At 47.7% G+C, this 14,535-nt stretch carries 15 protein-coding genes; 10 read left to right on the top strand and 5 right to left on the bottom strand.

The annotated features are described in order from the left end of the window. Positions 1-10 precede the first annotated feature (10 nt). From CHI14_RS26250 to CHI14_RS26205, 10 genes are all read left to right on the top strand, one after another. Positions 11-541 carry a hypothetical protein gene (locus tag CHI14_RS26250; RefSeq protein WP_095292795.1) on the top strand — a complete coding sequence of 177 codons (531 nt, stop codon included), beginning with the start codon at positions 11-13 and terminating at the stop codon, positions 539-541. Positions 542-841: 300 nt separating this feature from the next. Beyond that, positions 842-1,369: a hypothetical protein gene (locus CHI14_RS26245; protein WP_095292793.1), complete on the top strand. Its 528-nt coding sequence runs from the start codon at positions 842-844 to the stop codon at positions 1,367-1,369. After that, positions 1,362-2,864 carry an AAA family ATPase gene (locus tag CHI14_RS26240; protein WP_095292791.1) on the top strand — a complete coding sequence of 501 codons (1,503 nt, stop codon included), beginning with the start codon at positions 1,362-1,364 and terminating at the stop codon, positions 2,862-2,864. Before CHI14_RS26245 ends, CHI14_RS26240 begins: the two co-directional genes overlap by 8 nt. A gap of 133 nt (positions 2,865-2,997) precedes the next feature. Further along, entirely contained in the window at positions 2,998-3,870 is an 873-nt protein-coding gene (locus CHI14_RS26235) for a 3-hydroxyacyl-CoA dehydrogenase family protein (protein ID WP_095292788.1), read from the top strand. Next, positions 3,867-5,072 carry an acetate/propionate family kinase gene (locus CHI14_RS26230; protein WP_095292787.1) on the top strand — a complete coding sequence of 402 codons (1,206 nt, stop codon included), beginning with the start codon at positions 3,867-3,869 and terminating at the stop codon, positions 5,070-5,072. Before CHI14_RS26235 ends, CHI14_RS26230 begins: the two co-directional genes overlap by 4 nt. Positions 5,073-5,173: 101 nt before the next feature. Beyond that, positions 5,174-6,469, top strand: coding sequence for an asparagine--tRNA ligase (asnS, locus tag CHI14_RS26225; protein WP_095292784.1), 1,296 nt, complete (start codon positions 5,174-5,176; stop codon positions 6,467-6,469). Continuing rightward, a complete protein-coding gene (locus CHI14_RS26220) occupies positions 6,469-7,191 on the top strand; it encodes a DnaD domain-containing protein (protein ID WP_249281248.1) in 723 nt (240 codons plus the stop codon). Before asnS ends, CHI14_RS26220 begins: the two co-directional genes overlap by 1 nt. A gap of 126 nt (positions 7,192-7,317) precedes the next feature. Beyond that, positions 7,318-7,956, top strand: coding sequence for an RNA polymerase sigma factor (locus CHI14_RS26215; RefSeq protein WP_249281247.1), 639 nt, complete (start codon positions 7,318-7,320; stop codon positions 7,954-7,956). Then, positions 7,949-8,401, top strand: coding sequence for a hypothetical protein (locus tag CHI14_RS26210; RefSeq protein ID WP_095292778.1), 453 nt, complete (start codon positions 7,949-7,951; stop codon positions 8,399-8,401). Before CHI14_RS26215 ends, CHI14_RS26210 begins: the two co-directional genes overlap by 8 nt. 36 nt (positions 8,402-8,437) lie before the next feature. Further along, positions 8,438-9,718, top strand: a complete 1,281-nt coding sequence (locus CHI14_RS26205; protein ID WP_481856456.1) for a multi-tm2 domain protein — start codon at positions 8,438-8,440, stop codon at positions 9,716-9,718. Positions 9,719-9,839: 121 nt separating this feature from the next. Here the strand turns inward: CHI14_RS26205 and mtnB are convergent, their stop codons facing one another. Genes mtnB through CHI14_RS26180 form a run of 5 tightly spaced genes read right to left on the bottom strand, consistent with a single transcriptional unit; the run spans position 9,840 to position 14,534 of the window. Continuing rightward, entirely contained in the window at positions 9,840-10,493 is a 654-nt protein-coding gene (gene mtnB, locus CHI14_RS26200) for a methylthioribulose 1-phosphate dehydratase (RefSeq protein WP_095292773.1), read from the bottom strand. Positions 10,494-10,495: 2 nt separating this feature from the next. Continuing rightward, entirely contained in the window at positions 10,496-11,173 is a 678-nt protein-coding gene (locus tag CHI14_RS26195) for a 2-hydroxy-3-keto-5-methylthiopentenyl-1-phosphate phosphatase (protein ID WP_095292769.1), read from the bottom strand. After that, complete coding sequence (locus CHI14_RS26190) at positions 11,170-12,393, bottom strand: 2,3-diketo-5-methylthiopentyl-1-phosphate enolase (RefSeq protein WP_170948281.1); 1,224 nt, start codon at positions 12,391-12,393, stop codon at positions 11,170-11,172. The genes CHI14_RS26195 and CHI14_RS26190 overlap by 4 nt, the downstream gene beginning before the upstream one ends. Beyond that, the gene (proC, locus tag CHI14_RS26185) at positions 12,390-13,250 is read right to left on the bottom strand and encodes a pyrroline-5-carboxylate reductase (protein ID WP_170948280.1); all 861 of its coding nucleotides are present in this window, start codon (positions 13,248-13,250) and stop codon (positions 12,390-12,392) included. Before proC ends, CHI14_RS26190 begins: the two co-directional genes overlap by 4 nt. Positions 13,251-13,286: 36 nt before the next feature. Continuing rightward, positions 13,287-14,534: a glutamate-5-semialdehyde dehydrogenase gene (locus CHI14_RS26180; RefSeq protein WP_095292764.1), complete on the bottom strand. Its 1,248-nt coding sequence runs from the start codon at positions 14,532-14,534 to the stop codon at positions 13,287-13,289. Position 14,535: the final 1 nt, after the last annotated feature.

Below are 14,535 nucleotides of genomic sequence, written 5' to 3'. Positions count from 1 at the left end.
AGTTCGGCTTTTGAAAAGAAAAAAGAAATGGATCTGGATCTCGCTGCTCATCCTGGTTTTGATTTTGTTTGGATTACAGCGCTTTTATGTCTATATAACCCAGGACCAGCGCAACGAAGAAGCGCTAGCTATTCAAGCGGCACAGGAGCAGCTCGGGATAACTTCTTATGAGGATCTCCGAAAATACGTCTGGGGTCAAAAGGAAGGCGAAGATAACATTTACTGGACGATGATGGCCAAAAATAAAGATAATCAGGACATCGCCGTCTGGGTTAAGTTTGATGCAACCAATAAACCGGTCAAAGGAAGCAACGCTGTGCACAGTGAATTGCTGCAGAACGGGTTATCGGAAGCACAAGTTCGCAATCGATTCAGCTCTGAAGTACCGGGCGGAGAGATCAAACGAATTATGCCTGGAGTCGTCAATGGCGTCTATGTATGGCAAGTTTATTACAAGGATGATACGCACAACTATTATCGATTCTATCGCTTCAGCAATGGAGAACAGGTTGATTTGGTCTATACAATTCCAAACAGTTAAACATATATTCAGAGATTTTTTTAGGTATAATCTTCAAAAAACCGGCAGACGGAACCCCGCCTGATCCGGTTTTTTGGCGTTTCTCGAAAATTATTCTGGATTTGAATAGTTAAAATTAATAATTTATTCATATTTTCGCCTTCGAAATTGTATATACGATGTGATATACTCAAATATGTATTCAAGGTTACATCAAACAGAAATAAAACCTGTTGGGCACATCACAGGTCATTCGTACACAATTCATATTATGCCTATAAGCTATAGGGATGGGCCAAAAATTTGGGAGGGGAAACTCACTTGAAGCTAAAAGTATTGCCTATTGCTTTAACTGCCGTCATTTCAGCCGTTGTGTTGTTTGGAGGTTGGTTTGTGTATCGTCAGGTGGCCATGCAGAATCCGATTGAAAAAATGGTAACCCAGTATGAAGGGGTTAATGATGTTCAGTTAACTATTAACCGCAATGATGTACAATTGAAACTTGATTTGCAGCCAAATGTTGATTTGGGCAGATTGGTTCAATATATTCAGAAAGAAGGACAGACCCTGATCGGCTCGCGCTCATTGAAACTTGATGTCGTTGATCATTCGAACGAAGCCCTGGAGAACTGGTGGGGCGATGCGATGTTTACCGTTGCTCAGGCGATGGAGAACAAGCAGTACACCGAAATAACACCAACATTATCCAAGATGGCGACCAATGGTATTCAAGTGAATACAGCCATGGATGACAATAACGTATATGTAAGTCTTAGAGACGGAGATGCCAGCAAGTTTATTATTCTGCCGCGTGTACCCGGCCAGATAGGAGTGTGGCCTAATGCCTAAATGGACGAAGGAAGTTGCCATTGGTTTTGTCCCCGTGTTGATTATCTTTCTTGCTTTTATCGGTGTGAATATCTTTCCGATTCTGATCGCAGCAGCGGTTGTGGGCGGACTGCTGCTTATGATGCAGATGCGTGGTGGCATTACGGTTGGAGCGGGTCAGGAACGTAAGCGCAAGAAAAAAGGACCTACCAAACTGACGTTTGAGGAAATTGGCGGCCAGGATAGTGCCAAGCAGGAGCTGCGGGAAGCTCTTGATTTTCTCATCAAACATGAAGAAATTCAGAAGTTCGGGATTCGCCCATTGAAGGGGATCCTGCTTACGGGCCCTCCGGGAACAGGGAAAACCCTGATGGCCAAAGCGGCTGCACATTATACCGATTCCGTATTCGTTGCCGCTTCAGGCAGTGAGTTTGTAGAAATGTACGTCGGCGTAGGTGCAGGAAGAATCCGTGATTTGTTTCGTGATGCCAGAACACGTGCAGCCAAAGAAAACAAAGAGAACGCTATTATCTTTATCGATGAGATTGATGTTATTGGTGGTAAACGTGAAGGCGGGCAGCAGCGTGAGTATGACCAGACACTCAATCAGCTGTTGACGGAAATGGACGGAATTTATACTTCCGATACACCGCGTATTCTCGTTATTGCAGCAACAAATCGTAAGGAAATGCTGGACAGCGCCTTAACTCGTCCGGGACGCTTTGACCGTCATATCCAGGTGGACCTGCCTGACAAGAAAGGCAGAAAACATATTTTAGAGCTCCATGCAGTAAATAAACCCTTGATGGAGGGTGTAAGCCTGGAGAAAACAGCAGAGGAATCCTACGGCTTCTCAGGAGCACAGCTGGAAAGTGTCATGAATGAAGCAGCAATCTACGCCATGAGAGATGGACTGCTCAACATTGAACAGCGCCACTTGTCTCTGGCGATTGATAAAGTCATGATGGGTGAGAAGACAGATCGTGAATCCAGTGTTGAAGAGAAGAAACGTGTAGCCATTCACGAATTGGGACATGCCATCATGGCAGAGCTCGTACGTCCTGGCAGTGTAAGCCAGGTTGCTCTTAGCCCGCGTGGACAAGCACTCGGTTATGTACGTCACAATCCGCAGCAGGAGCAATTCCTATACACCAAGCGTTTTCTGGAAGAACAGATCATGATTGCACTTGGCGGTGCAGCAGCTGAAGAAATGTACTATGGTGGTCGCAGTACCGGTTCACGCAATGACTTTGAACAGGCGACCAATGTTGTACAGACCATGATGGCTTCGGGTCTGACCTCGCTTGGTATTGTAAACATGGACATGGTTACAACAGAAGAGCTCATGCGCGAAAATAAAATGATTCTGCAGGATCTGATGGATCAGACCAAACGTCTGCTCGAAGAACAACGGACAATATTCGACAATTCATTGGATACGCTGATGAGAGAAGAAGTTTTGTCTGGGGAGCAATTTCGTTGTCAATTTCGTGACAGCGCCCTTTTACCGGCATAATTTATTTATGCCGGTTATTTTTTTTTACTTTTCACTCGTGCTAAGATATTATTATATGTTGGGTCGAAATTTGTAATTTTCGGCGAACAGGGTACAATAGAGAAATAGAGAACCGAAAGGATGGAGCAGAACCATGTTTTTTAAAAAAATAGGAGTTGTCGGCGGCGGCACCATGGGACAAGGCATTTCCCAAATGCTTGCAGCCAAAGGACTTGATGTGCTTCTGGTGGAGCACACGGCGGAGAAGCTTAACCATGCATATGACATGATTGAAACAAACCTCGATAAGCAATTAGAGAAATGGGCTATTACCAAAGCCGAGAAAAAATTGATTTTATCCCGTATTACCAAAGTAGCTCATCTGGCAGAACTGGGATCATGCGATATGGTTATCGAAACGATCTCGGAAGACCTGGAAGCCAAAAAGGCGGTATTTAGCCAATTGGATCAAGTTTGCCCAAGCAATGTTATTCTTGCAAGTAACACATCCACGCTGAGTTTGACCGAGCTTGCAAGCTCGACCAAATACCCAGAGCGTGTTATTGGTATGCACTTTATTCACCCGGTTTCCCGGGTTGACCTTGTAGAAATTATTCGTGGTTTGAAAACATCCGATTCCACTTTCGATGAAACAAGAAGATTTGTGGAAGAGGTTGTAGACAAAAAAGGTGTAATGATCTACGAATCACCGGGATTCGTTACGTCCAGACTGATCTGCCTATTGATCAATGAAGCTCTTCATGTTCTTCAAGAAGGCGTGGCTTCTGCTGAGGATATCGACGATGCAATGCGTATCGGATACAACTTCCAGCATGGCCCGCTTGAAATGGCTGATCGTTTTGGATTGGATTCCGTTGAAGCTGCGCTGGAAAGAATGTTCCGTGAATTCGGAGAGCTCAAATATCGTCCTTCTACCGTATTGAAGAAAATGGTACGTGCAGGACATCTCGGAGTTAAGACGGGCGAAGGATTCTTCAAGTACGACAAGGATGGTGACCGGCTGTGAAAATACTCGTAATCAACGCGGGGAGCTCCTCGCTTAAATATCAATTGTATGACATGACGGATGAGTCCGTACTCGCTAAAGGCCTGGTTGAACGGATCGGGATGGATTCCTCCATTCTTACGCACAAACCGACTGGCCGTGAGGATGTTACAGAAGTCAGTGAAATTTTGGAGCATACAACGGCAATTCGTAAAGTTATCGATATTTTGACAGATAAAGAAAACGGCGTGCTCGGTTCAGTCGATGAGATTCAGGCTGTTGGACACCGTGTCGTTCACGGCGGGGAAGCTTTTAAGGAATCCGCACTGGTTGACGATGCAGCGAAGGCTGAAATTCGCCGCTTGTTCGATTTGGCACCACTTCACAACCCAGCAGCAATGATGGGTATTCGTGCGGCTGAACTCAATATGCCAGGTGTACCTCAGGTCATGGTATTTGATACAGCATTCCATCAGACGATGCCTGAGAAAGCATATCTCTACGCGATTCCGCGTGTACTGTACAAAAAATACAAAGTGCGTCGTTACGGTGCCCATGGTACTTCCCATGACTACGTAAGCAAGACCGCAGCTGAGTATGTAGGCCGTCCAGTAGAAGATCTCAAAATCATCACTTGCCATGTCGGTAACGGTGGTAGCGTAACGGCAGTAAAAGGTGGCGTATCCGTAGATACATCCATGGGTATGACTCCACTCGAAGGTCTGATGATGGGAACGCGCAGTGGTGACCTTGACCCGGCCATCGTGCCTTACGTAATGAACAAGGAAGAACTGAGCGTGAGCGAAGTGAACTCCATGTTGAACAAACATAGCGGACTCCTTGCCATCTCGGGCATCAGCAGTGACATGCGTGAGATTACGGAAGGAATGGAGAACGGTGATGCGAACTCCACCCTTGCATTCGAAATGTACGAATATCGTTTGCGTAAATACATCGGTTCGTATGCAGCAGCAATGAACGGTGTGGACGTGATTGTATTTACAGCAGGTGTGGGCGAGAACTCCGTCGTTCTTCGTCAAAAAGTATGCGAACAGCTTACTTACCTGGGTGTGGAAGTGGATGAAGCCCTCAATGCCATCCGTTCCGGCGAACCACGCCGAATCACAACAGCAAACTCCAAGGTGGAGGTTCTCGTTGTACCTACCAATGAAGAATTGGTGATTGCACGTGATACACACCGAATCGTATTGAATTCTAAGTAATCTAATTGTAAAGTGAATATAGCATGTCAAGGAAGTGCAGGGGACAGGCTGAGGCCTGCCCGCTGCATTTTCAAATTTAGGAACCAAGGGGAGATATGGGCATGAGTACGGATTGTGTAATTCGTAATGTGAATGAGCATGTGGGCGAAACCGTGAAGATCGGTGCCTGGATTAATAACAAACGTTCCAGCGGCAAAATTCAATTTTTGCAGCTGCGCGATGGAACCGGATATATTCAAGGGGTTGTCGTAAAGAGTGAAGTTAGCGAAGAGGTATGGAATGATGCCAAAAGCCTCACGCAAGAAAGTTCCTTGTATGTAACGGGAATTATTCGTGAAGAACCGCGCAGCGCATCCGGATATGAAATGACGGTTACGGGTGTTGAGATCATTCATTTGACTGAAAACTATCCGATTACACCGAAAGAGCATGGTGTGGACTTCTTGATGGATCATCGTCATCTGTGGCTGCGTTCTACGAAGCAACGTGCTGTTATGGTGATTCGTGCAGAGATTATCCGTGCAGTTCAGCAGTTTTTTGATGGTAACGGATTCACTCAGGTTGACCCTCCGATTCTGACACCTTCTTCTGCCGAAGGTACCACCAACCTGTTCCACATCAAATACTTTGATGAGGATGCTTATCTTACTCAAAGTGGCCAATTGTACATGGAAGCTGCGGCAATGGCGCTGGGTAAAGTATATTCCTTCGGACCAACGTTCCGTGCCGAGAAATCCAAAACCCGCCGCCATCTGATCGAGTTCTGGATGATTGAGCCGGAAATGGCATTTGTGGATCACGAAGAAAGTTTGCGAGTACAAGAGAAGTTTATTGCACACGTGGTTCAGTCTGTCGTGAAAAACTGCCGTGCCGAACTGGAATCCATCGGGCGTGACGTATCCAAACTGGAAGGGATCGTAGCTCCATTCCCGCGTATTACGTATGATGAGGCGATTGAGTTCTTGAATGGACAAGGCTTCGATATTCCTTGGGGAGAAGATTTCGGTGCTCCTCACGAGACAGCGATTGCGGAGAAGTATAATACTCCTGTATTCATTACGCATTACCCGGCTGGCATCAAGGCATTTTACATGAAACCAGACCCGAATCGTCCAGAAGTGGTTCTCTGCGCTGACATGATCGCACCAGAGGGTTACGGTGAAATCATTGGCGGATCTCAACGTATCGATGATCCCGAGTTGATGCAGCAGCGCTTTGAAGAGCACAAGTTGTCTGACGAGGCGTATCAATGGTACCTGGATCTGCGTAAATACGGATCAGTACCTCACTCCGGATTCGGTCTGGGATTGGAGCGGACAGTAGCATGGATCTGCGGGTTGGATCATGTACGTGAGACAATTGCATTCCCGCGTATGCTCTACCGTCTGTACCCTTAATGATTAATCGCGAGACTATGGAAGAAACCGGCTCCAAAGCGTGGCTCAGTGGCGTAGCTTACGGGTTAACGTCTGGGACAGCACAGCTCCCGTATGCTTTGTTGCGTTTTTATCACCAACTCGGATTATCAGATGCCGAAGTGCTTCTGCTGATTCAATTGCTCGGCTACCGTCAGGCAGAATTCAATGAGTTTCCTACCCTGGAAGAGCTCGCGGGACGAATGGGACTTGCCCCCGAAGGCATCGCCAGAATGCTCCAGCGGTTAATGCGGGATGGATATATATCCATTGATGAGCATCGGGACGAAGAGAGGGATATTCAGTATGAGCGTTACGATTTGCATGGATTATATGCCAAACTCGCAACGTGTGTCGCTGAAGATGCAGCAGCAGCAGCAAGGCAACAGCAAATGAGCATGAATGCACGTCCTAATTCGAACAGTGTTCAAATAGAAGAGGAAGAACGTAATATGTTTTCCATCTTCGAAAAAGAATTTGGTCGTCCGCTTTCACCGATGGAATGCGAAACGATCTCCAGCTGGCTGGATCAGGACCGTTATCAAGAAGAACTGATATTGATGGCCCTGAAGGAAGCCGTATTTGCCGGTAAAGTACATTTCCGCTATATTGACCGGATTTTGCTGGAGTGGAGTCGCAACCGAGTGAAAAATGTTCAGGACGCGAAGGCATACACGCAGCGTTTTCGCAGCGGTGGACGTTAGTCCGAGTGCAAAGGGAATTCATGGAACAGGCCAGAAACATTCTGAGCCTGTTTTTTGATTTTGGAAGGAAATATAGATGTCTACAATGAAGTGAATGATGAACTCATCATCTATTCAGGCACGGTTATGATAAAAATTTTAAAAAATTTAAATAAATACGCAGGGGCAGCCCAGAACGTTGTCGTCTATTGTAGTGGAGAGGAGGGGAGAGTCATTGACGAAGCGCGCTTAATCGAACAAATCCGTCAAGGGGATGCATCCAAGTTTCGCTTGTTGATCGATAAGTACAGCCAGCATGTATACCATGTGGCATATTCCGTACTTAGGAACGATCAGGAAGCGCAGGATGCAGCTCAGGAGGCGTTCATTCAGATGTATAAATCTCTCCCCGATTACCGTTCCGAAGGCTTCAAAACGTGGCTTACCCGAATTGCCTTTCACAAAGCCATTGATGCAAAGCGCAAGTTAGGCCGGCGAAGCAGTGAAGATCTGGGTGGAGAAGAACGAATAATCAACCTGCCTGGAAGCGAGGAAGATATTTTGGCCCGGCTCGTTCGGGAAGAGCGCAAGGAAACCCTGCGTGAACGAATTAATCAACTGCCTGCCCAGCATAGGGACATCATTACTGCGTATTATCTAAGCGAAAAGAATTATGAGCAGATCGCACATGATGCCCAGGTGGCTGTCAAAACCGTGGAATCCCGTTTGTACCGTGCCCGGCAGTGGATCAGAAGTCATTGGAAGGAGGATGAGTGGCGTGAGTAAAAACGAGATGTACAGTGTGCAGGACTGGACGGACTATATCGAAGGACGAGTTACCGGGGACCAAGTTGTCAGGATGGAACAGGCCATAATCGAAGATCCGGAAGCCATGGATAACTACCTGGAAGCGATGGGTATTCATCAAACATTGCCACAACTGGACAACCCGAATGAATTTGCGGATTCCATCATGGAGCGTATTACGGACCTGAACCATTCAGGACGCAAGCGCAAACCACGTTCAGGCCGAAGCAGGCGCTGGCTGGAGCACAAGGTGTTTCATTATGCTGTAGCGGCTTGCCTGACGCTAATCTTTCTCTCCTCCGGAGTGTTTGATAAGGTAGCGCCCTATCACAAGTTCCATGACGGCGAGCAGAGGGGATCTTTTACACAAAAATGGACGGAAGCCGCCACCACATGGCTGGATAACTTCAAGCCTAAACCATAAATCATACGCATTGCCTGAATAGAAAGGATGACGACTGTGCAATCAGATCGTAACAAAATATTTGCATTTTTATTGAATGTGGTCCCAGGTCTTGGTTTTCTATATTGGGGTCGAACCGCTAAGGCGATGATTTACCCATTACTCGTGTTTGGCTCTTTGATTGGTGCCTTCATGTTGGCAGTAATTGGCGATGAACGGGACCTGATGATTTTCGGAGCACTCGCTGCCTTTTTCTTCTGGTGCATCAACATGCTGGACATTATCATTGTTCTGCTGCGTACCTCTTCTGCACGTAATGCTCATTACAGGGGCTACGAGGCTCACTATGGTCAATATGCAGGAGGTCCATACGAACAGGGCTATCCGAATCAAAATGGCGTTATGGAGCCAATGGATGGGGAAGAAATGCATCAGCATTCTGCCCATGGCTATGGTATTCCTGAGGGTACATACAGCCCACCCATGTATCGAAAAGGCAGTGAAGGTGAACGCTTCTTTACAATATTACTGTCGTTCATCCCTGGTCTGGGGCATCTTCATCTGGGGCTGCTGCATCGGGGACTATCATTTCTGATCGCATTCTTTGGTTCCTTCGCGATGATGGTCTTTGTTGCATCCATTACCAATGAAGAGACCTTTCTGATGTTTCTGCTTATACTGCCTGTTATTTGGGTTTACTGCATGTTTGACGCTGTGCAGCATGCACATCGAAAGCAGGCAGGGGAAGTATTGCAGGACCGGACGTTGTTCGAAGAATTGGAAATGGGCAGAGCATCAGGACGTCGGAGCAAGGTGTTAGCTACCCTTTTGTCAGCTTTTCCCGGGGCAGGTCATTTGTACTTGGGCCTTCAGAAGCGAGGAATGCAATTAATGTTCTTGTTCCTCGGCAGTATTTATATACTGGACCTGCTGCATTTGTCCGTTTTCCTGTTCATGATTCCATTGGTTTGGTTCTACAGTTTCTTTGATGGGCTGCAGTGTTCAAGCCGATATGGCCGGGAACCGCTTACGGATCAACCGATATTTAAGGATTGGGCTAGACATCAGCGTCTGATTGGATTCGGTATTGCAGCACTTGGCGTGTATTATCTGGCGATCCGGCTTGTCATTCCGCAATTGAACGAAATGTTCCCTAATCTGTTTATGACGTATGAAATCCGTTCCTATGTGAACACGGTTATTGTTTCGCTATTGCTTATTTTTGGCGGTTTGAAGCTGCTCTTCGGGAAGCAGCGTCCGATTGCGCAGCATAGTGGACTAAGCGGAAAAGAAGACGATTCGGCTAATCTGTTCCTGTTCAAGGATCGGGATAATTGATTGTAAATTAAGGTTAATTTCGCGCTAGCAGGAACCCTAAACCCAAAAACACGCTATGAGCTGAACAATCAGTCATAGCGTGTTTTTGATTTGGTCCTGAATAACAGTGATGAAATGATGGCTATTTTGAAATACCTTTCAGCAGCAGCTGACGATACATCACTTCGAACAAAAACTCAAATGCTTCCAGATGTCTTTTGGCTTCAAATGCATCTTTGCCCCAGGCATAAATGCCGTGATTGCGCAGTAAAATTCCCGGGACTTTCGGGTCAAGTGTACCTGGAACCAGTTCGGCAATGGAAGGAATATCAGCAAAGTTAGGCAGTATCGGCACACGAATCTCGGCATTTTCTTCCCAAATGTTAAAAGCCTTGATCAATTCGATGCCTTGGATCGGCACATGACCTTCTGGGCCAAAGAACTCGCTGATCAGGTTGTTAAATACTGTGTGTACATGGAATACAGCCCCGCAGCCAGACAACCGATAGATTTCACAATGAATCAGCGTTTCTGCACTTGGTTTCAGGGTTGTTGTTTCGATCGCTTTGCCATGCTTGTCCACAAACAGGAAATCTTCCGGCGTGCGAAGTGATTTATCCTTGCCTGAAGCCGTAACGGCAAAATAAAACTGCTCGGGATCGAACTCTCCCACACGCATCGACAGGTTGCCGCTTGTTCCAGGGAACCAGTTGCGACTGGCAAAGAGGGCTTTTATATCAGCTAGTTCCTCCAGCACCTGACGTTTGTGTTCCAATGTAATCTTCTCAAAACCCATCTTTACAGCACTCCTTGTGTTTGCTTCTGTTTCATGTCTTCCATAATATCGTAAAAGGTAGCAAAGGGCACATGGTCTACACCAAGTTCTATGCACTTGTCCGTCAGGATGGAACGGGAGTACACCAGATCGGCAATTTTGGCACCTTCAAAATCGGTTAGACTGTCTCCGATCAGAATCCGATTATATTGTTCTTCCGGGAATGTGCGGATTACCGTCGTTTTGCACATACCACAGCCGTTTTCACAAGGGGGCTGACACGGATTAGGCCATTCAATTCGGATGAAATCACCTGTAAAGTCTGCTCCGTTACAATAGACGTGATCTTGTGGAATGTTAAAAGGTGCAAGCAGTGGTTCGATAAAAAAGTCCATACCACCACTGGTCACATTAAATTCAATGCCTTCGTTCCGAACATATTCCAGAAACTCGCCAAATCCCTCGCGGATGCCGGCTTGTCCAAGCACAAATTCCACGATTTCATCCTTTTGCGATGTAGGCAGCAGAGCGAACATGGCCCCGACGCCTTCACGCAATGATATTTTCTGTTCGACGGTGTCTCTCATGATCGGATGAATACCTTCGGGCTTAAAATGTTTCATGATCGCCACAATATTGTCCGAGAGGGTAATCGTACCATCAAAATCACAGAAAATGACCGTTTTCTTGTCACTTCTCATCGTTCTCCACCCCACAGGTCGAGTGCACTTTTCAACTCGGGGTGCTCAGATGCATACTCTGCAAGCGGAATTCCGCGCTGTGCCGCTTCAATGGCTTGCAAGAATGCACGTCCACCCGCCTCAGTACCCATTGGATGTCCGTGGATACCTCCACCGGCGTTCACGATGACATCCGTGCCAAAATCACGCAGAATTAAGGGTACAAGACCTGGGTGAATCCCAGCGGAAGGAACGGGCATACTGGTTCTGACCGGGAGTTCTTTGGAGAGCAGCTGCTCCGTAATGGCCATATTCTCTTCTTTTGGCATGGTCACCGATCCATAAGGCGAAGGGAAGAGAACGAGATCCGCTCCAGCAAGACGCATCAGTTGACCCAGCAGCACCGAAGCGGATATCCCGTAATGCGGTGAAGGGTACAGTGCGCCAGCAAGTGCAGGATGCGCCATGATCGGCACATTAATGTCCGGATCGCTTGTAAGCTCGTGCAGAACGTCATATCCGTACGACAAAACGTTAAACAACAGGGCATTGGCACCCGCATCAATCGCTCGTTCAGCCTGCTTCTTCAACCTTGAAGTTGGGCCGGTCAGGTTGGCGGCATAAAGCAATTTCTTGCCGGTCTCCTGGCGGGCCTGCTCAGCAGCCTTCATGCAAACCTCGACTCTTTTCTCGATAGGTGTCAGCTTGTTCTCAAACAGAATTTCGTCATCCTTGATCAGATCAACTCCGCCAAGAGCCTGACGGATAAACTGTTCGCGCAGTTCATCCGCATCCAGACCAATGACCGATTTGAAGATGCTCATTAACAAAGGACGATCATGAACACCAAGCAGATCACGAACCCCATTCAATCCGAATTTGGGACCAGGGAATGCACTAAGGAATCCGTCAGAGAAGCCCAGTCTTGTCAGCTTGATCCGGCCATCCATCGAGATTTTGCCGAAGACAGTGACGAGCAGAGCCGGAATATCGCGGCTGAAGTTTGCATCAGGATATCCAATCGTAATATCTGCATATCGTTCTCCTGGAGCCATACCCTCATGTTCATGTACTTCTACGCTAATCACTTCGCCAAGATGTTTCTGCATGGCTTCACGCTTGGCTTGCGGCAATTCAGTCCAACTGCCGACAGTCATGCCGACTGCAATGGATTCCGCCTTTTTGCGGAAATCTGCACGATCATCGTGCAGACGATATGTGGCAGTGCACATGTTGTTCATCGTAAATCTCCTTCCAAAGCAGCTCCCATCTCCCGTGAGCGCTCTGCGCAGCGGTTGACGGCTGCAATCACGTTTTCAAAGAAATCGCCCTCATCCAGTGTTTTGAGTGCTGCCTGTGTGGCGCCTCCAGGTGAGGTAACATCACTGCGAAGCTTCATGGGCTCCGCTCCCGTTTGCTGAACCATTCTCGCCGCACCAAGTACAGTTTGAACAGTCAGGTCGCGGGATTGCTGGCTGGACAGTCCGCCGCGGATCCCCGCGGCTATCATGGCTTCCATCAAATAGTATACATAAGCCGGGCCGCTTCCGGAAATACCCGTGAGCACTTCCAGTTTCTCTTCAGGAACAATGGTGACAATGCCCACCGCTTCAAACATCGTCATAACCGTACTGCGCTGCTCATCTGTAATTTCGGCGGAGAAGGCAAGTCCTGTTGCACCAAGTCCAATCGTACTGGATGTATTCGGCATGGAGCGAGCGATCGGTTGTTTGCGGCCGAGCAGTGTCTGCATCGTGCGGATGGATAATCCGGCGATGACAGAGACAATAAGCTGGTCCGGTGACAGGAGGGGACCAAGCTCACGAAGAGCTGCCGCAGCGTCTTTTGGTTTCATGGCCAGTACAATAACGGGAGAAGCGGAGAGCACTTCCGAAGATTGGGATGCCGTTCCGGTATGAACGGCATAACGAGTACTTAGCTCTTCCTGACGTTTCTGATTGCTCCGGTTCAGCATCGTAATATCCTGCGGGCGTACAACGAGGCGGGAGATCAGTCCGCGCACAATGGCTTCTGCCATGGCACCTGCTCCGTGGAAAGTAATCTTTTGTTGTAATAACGTCTGTTGTTCTTGACTCATGGTTATCGTTCCTCCTATATGGCTGTAGCTGCGATATTATTGCCGAATTTGTCCATTGCCGGTAACGCGGTATTTGGTAGAAGTAAGGGCAGGTAGTCCCATCGGACCGCGAGCATGCAGCTTCTGTGTGCTTATTCCTATTTCAGCTCCATAACCGAACTCGAATCCGTCCGTGAAGCGTGTGGAAGCATTGTGATAGACTGCGGCAGCATCCACATCATGCAAAAAGCGTTCCGCATGTGCTGTATCACGGGTGACGATACATTCGGAATGTTTGGTGCCATAAGTTGCAATATGTTGCATGGCTTCTTCCAGACCCTGCACAACTCGTATATTCAAAATATAATCATTATACTCCGTACCGTAGTCTTCTTCCGTCACGGGAAGGGCAGTAGGGACCAGACGACGAGTCGTGTCACAACCCTTCAATACAACATTCGCCTCACGGAATTGTTCGGCTAAGGCAGGCAAATGTTGTTCTGCATAAGCAGCATGAAGCAGCAGGGTTTCCATGGAATTACATACGGATGGGCGCTGTGCTTTTGCGTTGATCGCAATTTCTGCTGCCATGACGGGATCGGCCGTTTCATCCACATACGTATGGCAGATTCCTGCGCCTGTTTCGATGACGGGTACCGTTGCATTGGCCACCACGTTACGAATCAGTGAAGCACCGCCTCTTGGAATAATGACGTCCAGTAGTCCATTCAGCTTGAGCATTTCATCGACGGAAGAGCGGTTAGCGTCTTCCACGAGCTGCAGCGCATCCGGCGGTAGGTCTGTTTTGGCTAGTGCCTGATGAAGTACTTCTACAATACGACGATTGGAAGAGAGGGCAGAAGAACCCCCGCGCAGCAGAACGGCATTGCCAGTCTTGAGGCATAGCCCTGCTGCATCAACCGTGACGTTAGGACGGGCCTCATAGATGATGCCAATCAGGCCAATCGGCACCCTTAATTTTTCAATGTGGAGTCCATCTGGACGCGTAAATGATTCCAGTACTTCACCAACAGGATCTGGGAGTTCAACAATCTGACGCAATCCCTCTGCAATTCCCGCGATACGCTCTTTGTTCAAAGCGAGACGATCAAGCATGGATTCTGGCGTCCCTTGCTCTCTACCGCGTTCGAGATCTTCCGCATTGGCGGTAATAATGGATTCCGATTCCGTAATAAGCGCATCCGCCATGGCAAGCAAGGCTTTATTTTTCTGGTCTGTACTCAAACGGTTTAATTGTGGAACAGACGATTGAGCTTTGCTGGCTTTTTGTCTTACTTCACTCATC

The organism is Paenibacillus sp. 7516 (assembly GCF_002272715.1).
Lineage (GTDB): Bacteria > Bacillota > Bacilli > Paenibacillales > Paenibacillaceae > Paenibacillus > Paenibacillus illinoisensis_A.
Note: the sequence above shows the minus strand (reverse complement) of the source record. Positions and strands in the feature narration are given on the sequence as shown.